The sequence below is a fragment of the Novosphingobium sp. BL-S-33 genome (assembly GCF_056857025.1).
The window spans coordinates 687,769-703,703 of the sequence record NZ_CM166474.1 but is presented as its reverse complement, the minus strand read 5'-3'; the positions used below and the strand labels follow the sequence as shown (position 1 = coordinate 703,703).

The window sequence follows — 15,935 nt, the reverse complement described above, 5'->3', positions numbered from 1 at the left end:
TGCGGATCGAAGCATGGTTCGTCTTTTACGGCAAATTAACCTTTAACCTTCATTGCTCATATGGTTAATACACGGCAATGTCCGTTTAGACGGGGTTAGCGTCGGCGGATATGGGGCAAAAGGGGGGCAACCCAATGCGAGTGCTGTTGATCGAGGATGAACCAACTACGGCGCGGGCGATCGAGCTTATGCTCACGGCCGAAGGGTTCAACGTTTACTCTACCGACCTGGGCGAAGAAGGCCTGGATCTCGGCAAGCTCTACGATTACGACATCATCCTGCTCGACCTGAACCTGCCCGACATGCACGGGTACGATGTGCTCAAGAAGCTGCGCGTCGCCAAGGTGCAGACGCCGGTTCTGATCCTCTCGGGCATTTCTGAGATGGATTCCAAGGTTCGCTCGTTCGGCTTCGGCGCCGACGACTATGTGACCAAGCCGTTCCACCGCGAAGAACTGATTGCGCGTATCCACGCCGTGGTTCGCCGCTCGAAGGGCCATTCACAGTCGGTCATCCGTACCGGCAAGCTGGTCGTGAACCTCGACGCCAAGACCGTTGAGGTCGATGGCGCCCGCGTGCACCTGACCGGCAAGGAATATGCGATGCTGGAGCTGCTCTCGCTTCGCAAGGGCACCACGCTGACCAAGGAAATGTTCCTCAACCACCTTTACGGCGGCATGGACGAGCCCGAGCTGAAGATCATCGACGTCTTCATCTGCAAGCTCCGCAAGAAGCTTGCCCATGCCTGCGGCGGCGCCAACTATATCGAAACCGTCTGGGGCCGCGGCTACGTGCTGCGCGATCCGGACGAACTGGCCGAAGTCGCCTGATCCTATCCGGCCCGATCCTGTCGGGCTGAGACGCGAGTTCCCCTCGCATGAGTGAAAACGGCCTGCCTCTTGGGGCAGGCCGTTTTTCGTCGTCTTGGCGCCTCGCGAAATTGGACCCATGATTCGAGAAATTCTGGACGTTTTCAAAGGACCAATTCCCGTCGGAAATCGGTGACCGTGCCGACAGGAAGGTTATAGGTCCGTCATGAAGTCCGTTCCGCGTTCGCCCTGGATCGTCCTGCACCGCTATCTGGGATTGGCGGCGATCCCGTTCCTGTTCATCGCGGCCATTACGGGTTCGGTGCTGTGCTTCGTCCGTCCGATCGACGCCTGGCTCAATGCGGACCTGTTTCGCCAGCCGGTTGCGGTTGCGCACCCGCCTGAGGTGGTGGGGATGATGGACCGTTTCGCGCAGGCGCATCCGGAATGGATCGTGCGCGGATTTCCGATTGCGGTGCCGGGCGATTTGCGGATTCCGGTGAAAGTGGACCGCGCGGTGGGCGGGGAAGGGCCTGCGGTGGACCAGATCTTCCTCGATCGCGCGACAGGGGCGATTGCCGGTGGCCGCTCGACCGAGGCAGCCTTCAATCGGCGCGGCATGGCCGAATGGCTGGTCGCTTTCCATTCGAAGCTGGTGCTGGGAACAGGGGGGCGCTGGCTGATGGGGCTCGTGGCGATTGCCTGGCTCGTGGGCCATCTGATCGGCTTCTATCTGTCGTTTCCGCTCAGGAAGCCGTTCTGGAAGGGCTGGAAGAAAAGCTGGAAAGTCAGCTTCCGGTCGCTGCTGCCCAAGTTCATGCATGATTGGCATCAGGCGAGCGCGCTCTGGCTTTTCGTGCCGCTTACCGTGCTGGCGCTGACATCGATTGGCTTCAACTTCTTCTCGGAAGCCTATGCTCCGGCGGTGGAGGCGCTCTTCGCGAAAGACAAGCCCGATGCGGCCAAGACGCTGCCGCAGGGGACGGGCACGGCGCCCATGACATTCGCCGATGCCGTTGCCTCCGCCCGAGCCGAGGCGCTACGAACCCATGTAAGCTGGCAGCCGGCAACCGTGCTGACCGATCCGAAGGAGGGCACGGTCGGCGTGACCATGACCGACGATGGCCGGCTCAATTACCACGGGCTCGGCCCGATCTATTACTACTTCGACCGGAAGAGCGGCGTGCTCGTCAAGACGCTCGATCCCTATCACGGCGATAGCGAACTGGCCGGTTACCGCCTGCTCTACCCGCTGCACAGCGGCCGCGTCGGCGGCAATCTGACGATCCTGCTGGTCTTCCTTTCGGGACTGGCCACGGCGGGGCTCTGCGTGACCGGCGTCTATGTCTGGTGGAAGAAGCGCCAGTCGCGCGTGGCGGCCCGCAAGGCGCAGGCGAAACGGGCTGCGGCGATGGTGGGAACCGGCCGGGTCATCCAAGCCGAGCGTTGACCTTCCGCGGCGTTGGTGCCACTGCGCCGCGCCATGACGGCTCACAAATCCGGCGATCCGACCACGCTCAACCGCCTCTATGGCCGCGCCAAGGGCAAACCCCTGCGCGCGGGTCAGCAGGCGCTGGTCGACAACCTGCTGCCGCGGATCGCGGTCCCGCTCGAAGGTCCGGTCACGGCCGAGGGCCTGTTCGGGCGCGATTGCGCGCTGCATTTCGAGATCGGCTTCGGCGGTGGCGAGCACATGGCGCAGCGCGCCGACATGCTGCCCGATCACGGCTTCATCGGCTGCGAACCCTTCGTCAACGGCGTCGCCCAGGCACTTACGCATGTGGCCGGTGACAATGGCGCGCATCCGCCGATCGGCAATGTTCGCATCCATCACGGCGACGCGTTGGAAGTGCTGGCGCGCATTCCGGACGGCTCGCTCTCGTTCCTCTATCTGCTGCACCCGGACCCCTGGCCCAAGGCGCGCCACGCCAAGCGGCGCATGATGAACGACGGCCCGGTGGACATGTTCGCGGCCAAGCTCAAGCCGGGCGGAGAGTTCCGCTTCGGCACCGACCACGCGGTCTATCTGCGCCATGCGCTGATGGTGATGGAGCGCCACACCGACCAGTTCGAATGGCTCTGCGACAAGCCCGCAGACTTTCAGAACCGCCCGAGCGGCTGGCCGGAGACCCGCTACGAAGCCAAGGCGCGTGCGGTTTACGGCCATGAAGTCTGGTATTTCCGCTATCGACGCAAGTGAGGGAACGCGGGTTCGGTCCCACGGGAGTTGCGGGCAGCCGCGTGCGCCACTAAAGCGCGCCGATGACCAATTCTCCCAGTTCCTCCCGGCGTACTTTCGCGATCATCTCGCACCCGGACGCCGGTAAGACCACGCTGACCGAAAAGCTGCTGTTGCAGGGCGGCGCCATTCACCTTGCCGGCGAAGTGAAAGCGCGCGGCCAGGCGCGCCGTGCGCGGTCGGACTGGATGAAAATCGAGCAACAGCGCGGCATCTCGGTCACCAGCTCGGTCATGACGTTCGAGAAGACGAGCCCTGACGGCAGTGTCATTACCTTCAACCTGCTCGACACGCCGGGCCACGAAGACTTCTCCGAAGACACCTACCGCACGCTGACGGCGGTCGATTCGGCGATCATGGTCATCGACGCGGCGAAGGGTATCGAGCCGCAGACGCGCAAGCTGTTCGAAGTCTGCCGCCTGCGGTCGGTGCCGATCATCACCTTCATCAACAAGGTCGACCGCGAGGGCCGTCCCTGTTTCGACCTGCTCGACGAAGTGGCCGACATGCTGGCGCTGGACGTCTGCCCGATGTCCTGGCCGGTCGGCATGGGCGGTCTGTTCGAGGGTATTCTCGACATTGCCAGCGGCCGGATCAGCCGCCCGCAGGGGCCGAGCAAGGAATTCCTCGGCCATGTCGACGAAGGCGCGACCCTGCCCGAGGCGGTGGCCGAAGAACTGGAACTGGCGCAGGCCGGCTATCCCGAATTCGATATCGACGCCTATCGTGGCGGCGACCTGACGCCGGTCTACTTTGGCTCGGCGCTCAAGAACTTCGGCGTTGCCGAGCTGATCGATGCGATTGCGAAGTTCGCGCCCCCGCCGCGCCCGCAGCCTTCGGAAGCCGGCACGATCGAGCCGGAGAACAAGGAAGTCACCGGCTTCATCTTCAAGGTGCAGGCCAACATGGACCCGATGCACCGCGACCGCATCGCCTTCATGCGGCTGGTATCGGGCACTTTCAAACGCGGCATGAAGCTGACGCCCTCGGGCCTCGGCAAGCCGATTGCGGTGCACTCGCCGATCCTGTTCTTCGCGCAGGACCGCGAGATTGCCGACAGCGCCGAGCCCGGCGACATCATCGGCATTCCGAATCACGGCACCTTGCGCGTGGGCGATACGCTGTCCGAGAAGAACGTGGTGCGCTTTACCGGCCTGCCCAACTTCGCGCCGGAAATCCTGCGCCGCGTCGCGCTCAAGGATCCGACCAAGACCAAGCAGCTGCGTAAGGCGCTGGACGACCTTTCGGAAGAAGGTGTGATCCAGGTCTTCTATCCGGAGATCGGCTCGCAGTGGATCGTCGGCGTGGTCGGCCAGCTCCAGCTCGACGTGCTGATCAGCCGGCTTGAGGCCGAATACAAGGTCGAGGCGATGCTGGAACCTTCGCCCTTCGATACCGCCCGCTGGATCAAGGGCAGCGATCAGGCGCTGCGCGAGTTCGCCGATTTCAACATGATGAACCTTGCGAAGGACCGTGACGGCGATCCGGTGTTCATGGCGCGTTCGGCCTGGGACGTGGGTTACCAGCAGGAACGCAATCCGGAACTGACCTTCAGCGCCACCAAGGAGCGCTGAGGGGGGAACAACTCCCGGGTCCTGCGGATTGGTTATTCCGCCAGCCTCGTCTTTGGCCACCTTGGCTTTGGCGAGGTGGGCGGCGTAAGCTAGTCGTTCGAAGACCCGTGGGGCCCGTTCCTTGCAGATCACATTCGCCAGCTACAACATTCACAAGGCTGTCGGTCTGGACCGACGGCGCGATCCCGAGCGCATCCTGACGGTCCTGCGCGAAATCGATGCCGATGTCGTGGCGCTGCAGGAAGTGGACCGCCGCTTTGGCCGGCGCATGGCGGCGCTGCCGCTCGAAGCCATCCATGCCGCCACCGACTATGTGCCCGTTCCGCTGTCGATGAAGCCCGACAGCCTCGGCTGGCATGGCAATGCGATTCTCGTGCGCAAGGGAATCGAACTGCGTGAGGCTGCGCCGGTACCGCTGCCGGTATTGGAACCGCGCGGCGCAATACGGGCCGATCTGGAGCTTGAGGGGCATCGCTTCCGCGTGGTCGGCATGCACCTCGACTTGTCCGGGCTACGGCGCCGGCTTCAGGTGCGCAGCGTGCTGGCGCATGTCGGCGGGTGCGACGGGCATGTCCCCACCGTGCTCATGGGCGATTTCAACGAATGGTCGATGCACGGCGGCTGTTTCCGCGAATTCGCGCGGCCCTGGCACGTTCTCTCGCCGGGCCGGAGCTTCCCTTCGCGGCGGCCGCTGGCGCAGCTGGACCGCATCATCGTGTCCAGCGAATGGGCAGTTCTGGGAACAAACGTCCATCACAGCCCGCTCTCGGCGACAGGATCTGACCATCTGCCGGTTTTTGCCACGCTGAGATTGCCTAAAAAATAGGCAGCTGCTCGGGAATCGGGCGGTGCACAATGCTGCAGTTGCGAGCGGTAGCTAAAAATCGCACCGATTCCCGCCCTTGAGTAAATTGGCACACCCCTTGCTTTGCTAATTGGCAGCCGGTGCTGGGGCCGGTGGCAAGCAGGGGATAGGCATGAAGTTCGTCATAGCCATCATCAAGCCCTTCAAGCTCGACGAAGTTCGGGAAGCGCTTGGCGCGATCGGCGTCGCGGGCATGACCGTTACCGAGGTCAAGGGCTTCGGCCGTCAGAAGGGCCAGACGGAAATCTATCGTGGGGCCGAGTATTCGACCAACATGCTCCCGAAGGTGAAGATCGAGGTCGCCGCGCCGGACGATCTGGCGCCGAAGATCGTGGAAACGATCCAGCAAGTCGCCAGCACCGAAGCCATTGGCGACGGCAAGATTTTCGTCCTCGATCTCGCTTCGGCGGTGCGCATCCGTACCGGCGAATCCGGCGATACCGCGCTTTGACCGGCGCTTCCGACAGGAGGGATTCCACGATGAACCGCAAGATTCTGTGCGGCGCCGGCGCTCTGGGAGCGTCGCTGTTCGCCGCCATGCCTGCCTGGGCCCAGGCTGCTGCCGCCGCCGCGGCACCGACCGTCAACAAGGGCGACACCGCCTGGATGATGACCTCGACCCTGCTCGTTCTGATGATGATCGTGCCGGGCCTTGCCTTGTTCTACGGCGGTCTGACCCGCTCGAAGAACATGCTTTCGACCATGACGCAGATCGGCGCCGTGGCCAGCCTTGCCATGCTGATCTGGGTGATCTGGGGCTACACGATGGCCTTCGGCGATGGCGGCAACGCCTTCATCGCGGGCTTCGGCAAGCTTTTCCTTGCCGGTGTCACGCCTGACAGCGTGTCGGCAACCTTCACCGCCGGCGTCGCGATCCCCGAATACGTGTTCATCTGCTTCCAGATGACCTTCGCGGCGATCACGGTCGCGCTCGTGCTCGGTTCGACCGTGGAGCGCATCAAGTTCTCGGCCGTGATGGTGTTCGGCGCCATCTGGCTGACGATCGTCTACTTCCCGATTGCGCACATGGTCTGGGGCAGCAATGGCTACTTCTTCGCCAAGGGCGCTCTCGACTTTGCGGGCGGTACCGTCGTTCACATCAACGCCGGTGTTTCGGCTCTCGTTGCGGCCCTGATCCTGGGCAAGCGCAAGGGCTATCCCACCGAGCCGATGCCGCCGCACTCGCTGACCCTCACCATGATCGGTACCGGTCTGCTGTGGGTGGGCTGGTTCGGGTTCAACGCCGGTTCGGCGCTTGAAGCCAACGGTTCGGCCGCACTGGCCATGATCAACACCTTCGTCGCCACCGCTTCTGCCGCCCTGTTCTGGATGCTTGCCGAGCGTCTCAGCGGCCACAAGGGTTCGGCCCTCGGCTTCTGCTCGGGCATCGTCGCCGGTCTCGTCGCGGTCACTCCGGCAGCCGGCAACTCGGGCCCGTTCGGCGCGATCGTGCTCGGCGCCGTCGCTTCGGTCGTCTGCTTCTTCGCCGTGAGCAAGCTCAAGCCCGCGCTTGGCTATGACGACGCGCTCGACGCTTTCGGTGTGCACGGCATTGGCGGCATGATCGGTGCGATTGGCACCGGCATCGTCTACTCGCCCGCTCTTGGCGGCCCCGGCAAGCCGGACTTCGACATGGTTCACCAGGTCATCGTCCAGCTTGAAACCGTCGGCACCACGATCGTTGTCGCCGCCATCGGCACCGCGATCGCGATCACCATCGCCAAGGCAGTCACCGGCCTGCGCGTCAGCCCCGAAGTCGAACAGGAAGGTCTCGACATCGGCGAGCATGGCGAGCGCGCCTACAACTAAGTTCAGAGTTTGGCGGCAGCGGGAACTTTCCTCTCTCCTCCTCCCCGTTGCCGCCTCCCGGTGTTCCTCCTGCGAACACAAACTCAAGGGCCGGAGCCAGCCGCTCCGGCCCATTTTTCTTTGTCGTCGGGATGGCTTTGTGTGATGGTGCGCACAGCATGCACCCGGCCAGGGAGATGGACGTGAAATACATCATCGCGATCATCAAGCCGTTCAAGTTCACCGAAGTGAAGGACGCTCTGGCCAGTGCCGGAGTCTCTGGGCTGACAGTATCGGAGGTGAGCGGTTTCGGCCGGCAGAAGGGCCAGACCGAGATCTATCGCGGCGCGGAGTATTCCTCCAGCCTGGTGCCCAAGATCAAGCTGGAGATCGCGGTGTCGGATGCTTTCGCCGATACGGTCGTGGAAATCATCGGCAAATGCGCGAGCACCGACGAGATCGGCGATGGCAAGATCTTCGTATTCGATCTGGCCGAGGTCCTGCGCGTGCGCACAGGAGAGCAGGGCGATATCGCCCTGTAGACACGTCCGGCAGGAAGCGGGTCAGCTGCCGGCGGCGAACATTTCGATCAATTGGCGAACGGGCGTGACATCGTAGCCGGCGGCTGCTGCTTTCGACGCGATTACGGCAGGATTGTCGCCCGCCTTTGCGCGGGCCAGAGCCCACAGCAGGGTCGAGCGGGTGCCCGAACGACAATAAGCCAGCACCGGACCGTCCACGCCATCCAGCGCTTCGATCATGGCATCGACTTGCGCCTGGCTGAAGCCGGCATGTGTAACCGGGATCGCCACGTAGTCGATGCCGGCGTCCCGCGCAGCGGCTTCGATATCGGGCCCCGGAACCTGATCGTCGCTTTCGCCTTCGGGGCGATTGTTGATGATTCGCACGATTCCGAGGGCCTTGGCCTCGGCAATGGCTTCGATCCCGATTTGCGGGCTGGCAAAGACGGTTTCGGAGACCTGGCGGAACATCATGAACTCTCCCTCGCGAAGGCGATCGGGAGGCGCCTGAGCCCGAAATTCCCCGGCGTCAAGAACATACTTTCGGGCAAGATACGAAGCGCCGACAATCGAAATGCGGCCTTTCGGTTACACGTCGGCAAATTCGCGCGTAATTGTGTTCGCCATGGGCATACGACTCGTGTATGACCCGACATTGCAGGGTGTAGGGAGAGTTGCGTCTCTTCCACTCGTCTGGCAGCCGGTACGGTTCGTCCACGTGCCCGGCTGAATGCTTTTTGTGGCGCAGCGAAGGTACGTTCGTAGACATGGGTTTTGACAGAGGTCGTCGCGGAAGGGGACGCGACAAGCGGGATCGGTTTGGAGAGGACGAGTTCGACCCGTTCTTTGCCGGACAAGATCGTTTCGGTGGCGGTGACCGTTTCGGCGGCGGCGGCGATCGCTTCGGCGGTGGTGACCGTTTCGGTGGCGGTGATAACGCTGGTGGTGGTCCCCGTGGTGGCGGCTTCGGCGGCCCGCGTGGCGGCGGCGGTGGTGGCTTCGGTGGTCCCCGCGGCGGCGGCGGTATGCCGGCTCAGGTCGTTGGCCAGGGCAAGGGCGTCGTCAAGTTCTTCAACGGAGCCAAGGGCTTCGGCTTCATCCAGCGTGACGAAGGCGGCGACGATGTGTTCGTGCACATCAGCGCAGTCGAACGCGCGGGCCTTGAAGGTCTTGCTGAAGGTCAGCAGCTGGAATTCCAGCTTGTGGACCGTGGTGGCAAGATCTCGGCAAGCGATCTCGTGGTCATTGGCGACGTGATTGCGGTTGAGAAGCGCGAGCCCGCGCCGCAGCGTCAGCTGACCGGCGAGAAGGCCAGCGGCACTGTCAAGTTCTTCAACTCCATGAAGGGCTTCGGCTTCATCACTCGCGACGATGGCCAGCCTGATGCCTTTGTGCACATCAGCGCGGTCGAGCGTTCGGGCCTGTCGGGCCTCAACGAAGGTGATCGCGTGGAGTTCGACATCGAGGTCGATCGACGAGGCAAGTACTCGGCGGTCAACCTGGCGGCGCTCCAGGGCTGATCAAGCCTGCAAATCCTCCGGTGGGTTAATCGGAGGACTGCACAAGTATCGCAGCGCTCAAATGGCGGTCCGCATAGGGCCGCCATTTGTCGTTTGCCGATTCCAGATATTTTTCGCTTCACTGATTTATTTCGAGGAATAACGTCATGTCGATCACTCCGCTGATGCCTGTGTACCCCCGGTGCGGCGTTCGGCCCGTTCGCGGCGAACACTGCCATCTCATCAGTGAAGACGGTCGCCGATTCCTCGATTTCGCAAGCGGCATTGCGGTCAATCTGCTCGGTCATTCGCACCCCGGCCTCGTCGGTGCGATTCAGAAGCAGGCCGAGACACTGATGCATGTTTCCAATCTCTACGGTAGCCCGCAGGGTGACGCGATCGCCAAGCGCCTGGTCGATCTGACCTTTGCCGACACTGTGTTCTTCACCAATTCGGGTGCGGAAGCCGTCGAGTGCGCGATCAAGACGGCGCGGGCTTACCACCAGCATGTCGGCAACGATGAGAAGTACGAGCTGATCACGTTCAACAACGCCTTCCACGGGCGGACGATGGCGACGATCAGCGCTTCCAACCAGGAAAAGATGCACAAGGGCTTCCTGCCCCTGCTGCCCGGTTTCAAGTACGTCGAATTCGATGATCTTGAGGCTGCCAAGGCCGCGATTGGCCCCAATACCGCAGGTTTCCTGGTCGAACCGATCCAGGGTGAAGGTGGTATCCGTATCGCGTCGCCCGAATTCCTCCAGGGCTTGCGCGCACTTTGCGACGAACATGACCTGATCCTGATTCTGGACGAAGTGCAGAGCGGCGTCGGTCGCGCAGGTACGCTTTATGCCTATGAGCAGTACGGCATCGTTCCCGACGTCCTGTCTACTGCCAAGGGCATCGGGGGCGGGTTCCCGGTTGGCGCCTGCCTCGCGACGGAAAAGGCCGCGCGCGGCATGGTCATCGGCGCCCACGGCTCGACTTACGGCGGCAATCCCTTCGCCATGGCGGCAATCGGCGCGGTGTTGGACGCTGTCGCCAACGAAGATTTCCTCGCCGATGTTCGCGGCAAGGGCGAGCGGCTGATGGCGCGCCTTGAGCAGTTCATCGGCAACTATCCTGAGCTGTTCGATTCGGTGCGCGGCCGGGGGCTGTTCATCGGCCTCAAGCTGAAGGTCGAACCGCGCGCTTTCGTCGCCCACATGCGCGACAATCACCAGTTGCTGACGGTCTCTGCCGGAGACAACGTGGTGCGCATCCTGCCCCCGCTGGTCATCGATGACAGCCACATGGACGAATTCATGGAGAAGCTTTCTGCCGCTGCGGCAAGCTATCAGCCGGAAGAGGTTGCGTAATGGCACGCGATTTCCTCGGCCTCGGCGATGCGGGCGGCGATGTGGTCGCCGCGATGATCAACGATGCGATTGACCGCAAGGCGGCGCGCAAGGGCTGGCCCAAGGGCCGCCCGGATGCCGATGCCCCTCTGGCAGGCCATGTGCTGGCCATGATCTTCGAGAAGAATTCGACGCGTACCCGCGTTTCGTTCGACATGGCCATGCGCCAACTCGGTGGCAGCGCGCTGATCATGGAGGCGGGGAGCACCCAGATCGGCCGCGGCGAGACGATTGCCGACACCGCACGCGTGCTCAGCCGCATGGTCGATGCGATCATGATCCGCACCGACGACCACGCGAAGATCGAAGAACTGGCCCATTACGCCGATGTTCCGGTCATCAATGGCCTGACCGACCTTTCGCATCCCTGTCAGATCGTCGCGGATCTCCTGACCATCGTCGAACATGGGGCCTCGTTGCCGGGCCTTCAGATGGCCTGGCTGGGCGATGGTAACAATGTCGCCAACTCGCTGATCGAGGCGGCCGGACTGATGAAGTTCACTATCCGCATCGGCGGCCCGGCAGGCTACGAGCCCGACGAAGCCTTCGTTGCCCGCGCACGCGCCGCCGGCGGCGAGGTCATTCTGACCAGCGATGCCGAAGAGGCCGTCGCAGGTGCGCAAGTCGTGGTCACCGATACTTGGGTCTCGATGGGGCAGGCCGGCGGTGAGAAGCACATTGCCGCCATGCAGCCCTATCAGGTCAATGCTGCGCTCATGGCCAAGGCTGCGCCGGGAGCGAAGTTCCTGCACTGCCTTCCCGCGCATCGCGGTGAGGAAGTGACGAACGAAGTGATCGACGGGCCGAATTCGGTCGTCTGGGACGAGGCGGAGAACCGCATCCACGCGCAGAAGTCGGTCCTGCTTTGGGCGCTGGGCAAGCTGTGAACGACGACATCCTCATCCGGACCGACGATACCGGCTTCGACCGGGCGCTGGCTTTCACCGTCCCCTCGCGCAATGCGCGCGGGCGGGTATTGAGGCTTGGCCCGGTGCTGGAGACGGTGCTTTCGGCACACGCCTATCCCAAGGTGGTCAAGCACGTTCTGGCCGAAGCACTTGTCCTGACGGCGCTGATGGGTTCGTTGCTCAAGGATGAGGATGCGCAGCTGACGTTTCAGGCGCAGGCCGAAGGCGGAGCCGTGGACTTGCTGGTCTGCGACTACCGCAATGGCGAGGTGCGTGGCTATCTGCGCCACGACCCGGATCTGGCCGAACGCCTTGAGGAGGACTGTTCGCTGGAGGCCATCTTCGGAAAGGGCTTCCTGGCAATCACCTTCGACCTTGCAGTTTCCGGCACGCGCTATCAGGGCGTCGTCCCGCTTGAAGGCGCTTCGCTGGCCCACGCCTGTGAGAGCTACTTCGCGCAATCCGAACAGGTGCCCACCCTGATCCGTATCTCAGTGCGTTCCAATGGACCGCGCTGCGTGGCGGGCGGGCTTCTTGCCCAACATCTTCCGGATGGGGAAGAGGGCAAGGAACGCCTGCATGCCAAGGACCAGCATCCCGATTGGGAGCATGTCGCGGTCATGGCGGGAAGCGTGCGGAGCGAGGAACTGGTCGATCCGGTGCTCAATCTGGAGCAGCTGGTCTGGCGCCTTTTCCATGAGGAAGACGAGGTTCGGGTCGAGCCGCTGCTCCTGCTCCAGCGCGGATGCCGTTGCACCGTGGAGTACTACCGGGAAATCCTCTCGCGCTTCCCCGAGAGCGAGCGTGTCGATATGCGCGACGAGACCGGCCAGATCCCGGTAGATTGCGCTTTTTGTTCGAAAATCCTGCATATCCCGGCCTGATCCACTCATACTCGCCGGTTGTGAAAGCCGATCGGGATGTTCTAAGGCTTACCCCATGGACAAAACGGATAGCCCGATGTCGGAGAAACATGCTGCTTCCAACCTGAAAAGGGTGGCCAAGGCAGGTCTTATCGGATTGGCGTGCATCGGTCTGGCAGCCGTGTCGTTGCCGGCCGCGGCGCAGAAGAAACCATTGGCGATGCTTGACCAGCTCGAACGGGGAAGCTGGGAGTTTCGCGGCCTCAGAGACGGTGCGAGAAAGCTCTGCGTACGCAACGGGCGGGATCTTATCCAGCTGCGCCATCCCGGTGAAGATTGCCATACCGTGGTGGTTGACGACAGGGCCAACGAAGTTACCGTCCAATACACTTGCACAGGTCGGGGCTTTGGGCGCACGCATGTTCGACGCGAAACCAATGCCTTGGTCCAGATAGACAGTCAGGGCATCGCCAACGGTCAGCCGTTTGCCTTCGTGACGGAAGCTCGCCGCATTGGCGACTGCAGCGGCTGACGGTTGTCATCGCGCTTGCGAAGGCTTAGCGCGGAGACCATGCAAGACTCTTCCCCAAATCCGTCGGCGCGGAAGGCGGTTGTCCTTCTGTCCGGAGGCCTCGATTCGATGGTTTCCGCGGCCCTTGCCCGTGAGGCTGGATTCGCGCTCAATGCCCTGACGATCGACTATAATCAGCGCCATCGCCGGGAAATCGACGCTGCTCGGCAGATCGCGGAAACGCTGGGAGCCGAGCGTCATGTCATCCTGCCGCTCGATCTGCGCCAGTTCGGCGGTTCGGCGCTGACGGACGATATAGCGGTTCCCAAAGAAGGGCTGGAACCGGGCATTCCGGTCACCTACGTTCCGGCTCGCAATCTGGTGTTCCTGTCGCTGACTTTGGCCTGGGCCGAGGCGATCGGTGCGGCCGACATCTTCATCGGTGTGAATGCGCTGGACTATTCCGGCTATCCCGACTGTCGCCCGGAATTCATTTCGGCTTTCGAAAACATCGCCACTCTGGCGACGAAGGACGGCGATGAAGGCACGAAGTTCAAGATCCACGCGCCGCTCCAGTTCCTGGGCAAGGCGGACATTGCCCGCGAGGCGGACCGTCTTGGCCTTGAGGCCGGGATGAGCTGGTCCTGCTACGATCCACAGCCGGATGGCAGGGCCTGCGGGCTATGCGATAGCTGCCGTCTCCGCAAGGCAGGGTTCGCGGATGCAGGGCTGATCGATACGACGCTTTACGCGGCCTGATTTCCGCCCTCGGTTTTAGAAAAAAGAAACGCCCCGCTCGCTTGAGTGGGGCGTTTCTTTTTGCCCTGTCATCCAGCGGGATAAATGTCCGCAGATGAAGTGCGGGCAAAAGAAAAGGGGGCCGGATTGCTCCGACCCCCCAATCTTGTCCGTTGCCGGATCGCTTACATGCCCGAACCCGGACCGTAAGTGATTTCGACGCGACGGTTCTGCAGTTCGCGAACGCCGTCTGCGGTGGGAACGCGCGGTTGCGTTTCACCGAAGGCCTGGCTCGAGATTGCGCCGTCGGGGATGCCGTGGCTGGTGAGGTAGGCGCGGACCGAGTCGTTACGACGAGCCGAGAGGCCCATGTTGTACTTGGCGCTACCCGAACGGTCGGTGTGACCGGCCAGCATGATCGGCACGCTGTTGCAGTTGCCGTAAGCCGTGATCGCGCTGTCCAGAATGGTGCCGGCCTCAGGCGTGATGTCGGCCTTATCCCAGTCGAAGAACACGATGTACGGGCCCTTGTTGCACACCACAGGCGGCGGCGGGGGCGGCGGCGGGGGCGGCGGGGGCGGCGGCGGCGGGGGCGGGGGCGGCGGCGGAGCAGCCGGTTCGCCGAAGTTGTAAGCCAGCGTCGCCATCAGCGAGTGCGAGCGCCAACGGGTCTTGAGATCGTCGCCAGCAGTGGTGACAACCTTGACCTTGTCGACGTTCATGAAGCGATACTTCAGGCCGATGTCCACATTCCGGCTGAGCGGAGCGCGGATGCCTGCCAGTGCCTGCCAGGCGAAACCGGTGTCGGAATCGTCGACATTGTCGAGATCGACGCGAGCAACGCCCGCACCGCCGCCGACGAAGCCCTGAAGGCCATCATCCTTGCCGAAGTCGAGCAGGCCGTTGACCATGAACGACAGGTTGCTGGCGTTACCGGTACCCTTGAGCGGACCAGCTGCGTCCGTGTAGGTGCCGATCTTGGCCTGGCGATAGCTGGCTTCGGTTTCCAGACGGAAAGCACCGAAGTCATAGCCGATCACGCCACCACCGTCGAAGCCGGTCTTGAAGTCGTAATCGCCAGCGTGGCTGACGCCATTGATCGTCGCGTTAGCGTCTTCGACGATCATGCCGCCGAAGTCGAGTTCCAGATACCAAGCGTCGTCGCGCGCGAACGCGGGCGTGGCGATAGCTGTCGAAGCCAGCGCCAGTCCGATGACGAGTTTCCTCATACGTTTCCCCTACTAAGAGATTTGGAGCCACCGAGTGCCGTAAGTGTCTACCCCCTCAACAAACAGCGTGCAAGCGCACAATGACGACATGTGTTGCAAGAATGTCGCGTTTTCGGGGCCTTGGTGCCGTCTTGTGACTCCGTTCTTCGAAATCGACGGCATCGAATTGACCCTTATTGCATTGGCGCTGGTCACACCGAAGGCAGGATACCCACGGCTTGCAGGGACGCCACCAGATTGGCGATGGCAGCCCGAGCCTCCCCATCAACTGTTGAGCCACCAACTGGTTCCGTGGGTGAGGAAGCTTTTCTCCAGGAGCCCGAAAACAGCCGATCCTGCCCGGTGGAGCGGTCGAATACACGCATTCCGTCACGCGGCGTTATGGAGGTCCATCCGCCGCTCTGATAACTGGCCAGCATGCCATCGTTACCGGCCCAGTCGCCCGAGGCCTTGCTGGCGACGATCCAGGTATCGCCATCGGTCGGATTTTTCGGCGGCGAGACGCTTTCGCCGCCAATGGCGCAGTGCAGAAGCACATCGGTGCGAACAAAGGCCTCGTTGACGAAAGTCTCCTTGCGGGTCTGGGCCGCGCAGTGATTCAGGCTCGGCCGCCGAATAGAGCGTGGCCTGCGCCCCGTTCGGCCATGTCAGCCGCCGCAGCGAAGGCTCGAACCGGGGCCGCCGCCATGGTGCGCCCACCGAGAGCAACCCGCTCTCGCCTTCGACCATGACCGCGCGCGCCTCGCCCAGATTGGCGGCGACGAGCGCGATCTGCGCGCCGGGGTCCGCCTCGGCAATGCTGCGGACCCATTCGGCGCCGCAGCGGGTCTTGCCGAAGCCGCGCCCGGCCATGACCAGCCACACGCGCCAGTCGCCCGCCGGGGCAAGCTGCGAGGGACGCGCCCAGACCGCCCAGTCCCAGCGCCATTCGCGGCGCTCGGACCGGTCGAGCCGGGCCATGAAGCCCTCGATCTCGTCGTCCCCGGCTTCGGCC

Annotated in this window: 17 protein-coding genes and 1 pseudogene; 14 read left to right on the top strand and 4 right to left on the bottom strand. The window is 63.0% G+C overall.

All coding sequences use genetic code 11. The annotated features are described in order from the left end of the window. Window positions 1-134: 134 nt before the first annotated feature. From ctrA to AC1VVM_RS03155, 8 genes are all read left to right on the top strand, one after another. Window positions 135-830: a response regulator transcription factor CtrA gene (gene ctrA / locus AC1VVM_RS03190; RefSeq protein ID WP_132389726.1), complete on the top strand. Its 696-nt coding sequence runs from the start codon at window positions 135-137 to the stop codon at window positions 828-830. Between the two features lie 205 nt (window positions 831-1,035). Then, a complete protein-coding gene (locus tag AC1VVM_RS03185; RefSeq protein ID WP_482902746.1) occupies window positions 1,036-2,259 on the top strand; it encodes a PepSY-associated TM helix domain-containing protein in 1,224 nt (407 codons plus the stop codon). A gap of 33 nt (window positions 2,260-2,292) precedes the next feature. Next, window positions 2,293-3,009: a tRNA (guanine(46)-N(7))-methyltransferase TrmB gene (gene trmB, locus AC1VVM_RS03180; RefSeq protein ID WP_132389730.1), complete on the top strand. Its 717-nt coding sequence runs from the start codon at window positions 2,293-2,295 to the stop codon at window positions 3,007-3,009. 62 nt (window positions 3,010-3,071) lie between these two features. Next, window positions 3,072-4,622, top strand: a complete 1,551-nt coding sequence (locus AC1VVM_RS03175) for a peptide chain release factor 3 (protein ID WP_132389732.1) — start codon at window positions 3,072-3,074, stop codon at window positions 4,620-4,622. A 121-nt stretch (window positions 4,623-4,743) separates the two neighbouring features. After that, window positions 4,744-5,448, top strand: a complete 705-nt coding sequence (locus tag AC1VVM_RS03170) for an endonuclease/exonuclease/phosphatase family protein (protein WP_132389734.1) — start codon at window positions 4,744-4,746, stop codon at window positions 5,446-5,448. 151 nt (window positions 5,449-5,599) lie between these two features. Continuing rightward, window positions 5,600-5,938 (top strand): P-II family nitrogen regulator, encoded by a 339-nt coding sequence (locus AC1VVM_RS03165; RefSeq protein ID WP_132389736.1) that lies wholly within the window; start codon window positions 5,600-5,602, stop codon window positions 5,936-5,938. A 29-nt stretch (window positions 5,939-5,967) separates the two neighbouring features. Beyond that, complete coding sequence (locus tag AC1VVM_RS03160; protein ID WP_132389738.1) at window positions 5,968-7,296, top strand: ammonium transporter; 1,329 nt, start codon at window positions 5,968-5,970, stop codon at window positions 7,294-7,296. A gap of 182 nt (window positions 7,297-7,478) precedes the next feature. Further along, the gene (locus AC1VVM_RS03155; protein ID WP_482902745.1) at window positions 7,479-7,817 is read left to right on the top strand and encodes a P-II family nitrogen regulator; all 339 of its coding nucleotides are present in this window, start codon (window positions 7,479-7,481) and stop codon (window positions 7,815-7,817) included. Between the two features lie 21 nt (window positions 7,818-7,838). Here the strand turns inward: AC1VVM_RS03155 and AC1VVM_RS03150 are convergent, their stop codons facing one another. Beyond that, window positions 7,839-8,267 (bottom strand): protein tyrosine phosphatase family protein, encoded by a 429-nt coding sequence (locus AC1VVM_RS03150; RefSeq protein WP_132390544.1) that lies wholly within the window; start codon window positions 8,265-8,267, stop codon window positions 7,839-7,841. Window positions 8,268-8,563: 296 nt separating this feature from the next. Here AC1VVM_RS03150 and AC1VVM_RS03145 point away from each other — a divergent pair, with 296 nt between their 5' ends. From AC1VVM_RS03145 to queC, 6 genes are all read left to right on the top strand, one after another. Continuing rightward, complete coding sequence (locus tag AC1VVM_RS03145) at window positions 8,564-9,316, top strand: cold-shock protein (RefSeq protein ID WP_132390546.1); 753 nt, start codon at window positions 8,564-8,566, stop codon at window positions 9,314-9,316. Between the two features lie 146 nt (window positions 9,317-9,462). Further along, window positions 9,463-10,653: an acetylornithine transaminase gene (locus AC1VVM_RS03140; protein WP_482902744.1), complete on the top strand. Its 1,191-nt coding sequence runs from the start codon at window positions 9,463-9,465 to the stop codon at window positions 10,651-10,653. Continuing rightward, window positions 10,653-11,579 carry an ornithine carbamoyltransferase gene (argF, locus tag AC1VVM_RS03135; RefSeq protein ID WP_482902743.1) on the top strand — a complete coding sequence of 309 codons (927 nt, stop codon included), beginning with the start codon at window positions 10,653-10,655 and terminating at the stop codon, window positions 11,577-11,579. The genes AC1VVM_RS03140 and argF overlap by 1 nt, the downstream gene beginning before the upstream one ends. Further along, the gene (gene hslO / locus AC1VVM_RS03130; protein ID WP_482955835.1) at window positions 11,576-12,484 is read left to right on the top strand and encodes an Hsp33 family molecular chaperone HslO; all 909 of its coding nucleotides are present in this window, start codon (window positions 11,576-11,578) and stop codon (window positions 12,482-12,484) included. The genes argF and hslO overlap by 4 nt, the downstream gene beginning before the upstream one ends. 55 nt (window positions 12,485-12,539) lie before the next feature. Continuing rightward, complete coding sequence (locus tag AC1VVM_RS03125) at window positions 12,540-12,995, top strand: DUF3617 domain-containing protein (protein ID WP_482955834.1); 456 nt, start codon at window positions 12,540-12,542, stop codon at window positions 12,993-12,995. Window positions 12,996-13,034: 39 nt separating this feature from the next. After that, the gene (gene queC, locus AC1VVM_RS03120; RefSeq protein WP_482955833.1) at window positions 13,035-13,733 is read left to right on the top strand and encodes a 7-cyano-7-deazaguanine synthase QueC; all 699 of its coding nucleotides are present in this window, start codon (window positions 13,035-13,037) and stop codon (window positions 13,731-13,733) included. A 164-nt stretch (window positions 13,734-13,897) separates the two neighbouring features. Here the strand turns inward: queC and AC1VVM_RS03115 are convergent, their stop codons facing one another. The 3 genes and pseudogenes from AC1VVM_RS03115 to AC1VVM_RS03105 all read right to left on the bottom strand — a co-directional run. Further along, a complete protein-coding gene (locus AC1VVM_RS03115) occupies window positions 13,898-14,941 on the bottom strand; it encodes an OmpA family protein (RefSeq protein ID WP_132389749.1) in 1,044 nt (347 codons plus the stop codon). 191 nt (window positions 14,942-15,132) lie between these two features. Next, the gene (locus AC1VVM_RS03110) at window positions 15,133-15,477 is read right to left on the bottom strand and encodes a DUF2793 domain-containing protein (RefSeq protein WP_482955832.1); all 345 of its coding nucleotides are present in this window, start codon (window positions 15,475-15,477) and stop codon (window positions 15,133-15,135) included. Between the two features lie 46 nt (window positions 15,478-15,523). Continuing rightward, window positions 15,524-15,901: pseudogene (locus AC1VVM_RS03105) on the bottom strand (terminase large subunit domain-containing protein); the annotation flags it as partial. Between the last annotated feature and the right edge of the window lie 34 nt (window positions 15,902-15,935).

Coding starts and splice junctions, on each gene's coding strand:
- ctrA (WP_132389726.1), top strand. CDS start 135: ATGCGAGTGCTGTTGATCGAGGATGAACCAACTACGGCGCGGGCGATC.
- AC1VVM_RS03185 (WP_482902746.1), top strand. CDS start 1,036: ATGAAGTCCGTTCCGCGTTCGCCCTGGATCGTCCTGCACCGCTATCTG.
- trmB (WP_132389730.1), top strand. CDS start 2,293: ATGACGGCTCACAAATCCGGCGATCCGACCACGCTCAACCGCCTCTAT.
- AC1VVM_RS03175 (WP_132389732.1), top strand. CDS start 3,072: ATGACCAATTCTCCCAGTTCCTCCCGGCGTACTTTCGCGATCATCTCG.
- AC1VVM_RS03165 (WP_132389736.1), top strand. CDS start 5,600: ATGAAGTTCGTCATAGCCATCATCAAGCCCTTCAAGCTCGACGAAGTT.
- AC1VVM_RS03160 (WP_132389738.1), top strand. CDS start 5,968: ATGAACCGCAAGATTCTGTGCGGCGCCGGCGCTCTGGGAGCGTCGCTG.
- AC1VVM_RS03150 (WP_132390544.1), bottom strand. CDS start 8,267: ATGTTCCGCCAGGTCTCCGAAACCGTCTTTGCCAGCCCGCAAATCGGG.
- AC1VVM_RS03145 (WP_132390546.1), top strand. CDS start 8,564: ATGGGTTTTGACAGAGGTCGTCGCGGAAGGGGACGCGACAAGCGGGAT.
- AC1VVM_RS03140 (WP_482902744.1), top strand. CDS start 9,463: ATGTCGATCACTCCGCTGATGCCTGTGTACCCCCGGTGCGGCGTTCGG.
- argF (WP_482902743.1), top strand. CDS start 10,653: ATGGCACGCGATTTCCTCGGCCTCGGCGATGCGGGCGGCGATGTGGTC.
- AC1VVM_RS03125 (WP_482955834.1), top strand. CDS start 12,540: ATGGACAAAACGGATAGCCCGATGTCGGAGAAACATGCTGCTTCCAAC.
- queC (WP_482955833.1), top strand. CDS start 13,035: ATGCAAGACTCTTCCCCAAATCCGTCGGCGCGGAAGGCGGTTGTCCTT.
- AC1VVM_RS03115 (WP_132389749.1), bottom strand. CDS start 14,941: ATGAGGAAACTCGTCATCGGACTGGCGCTGGCTTCGACAGCTATCGCC.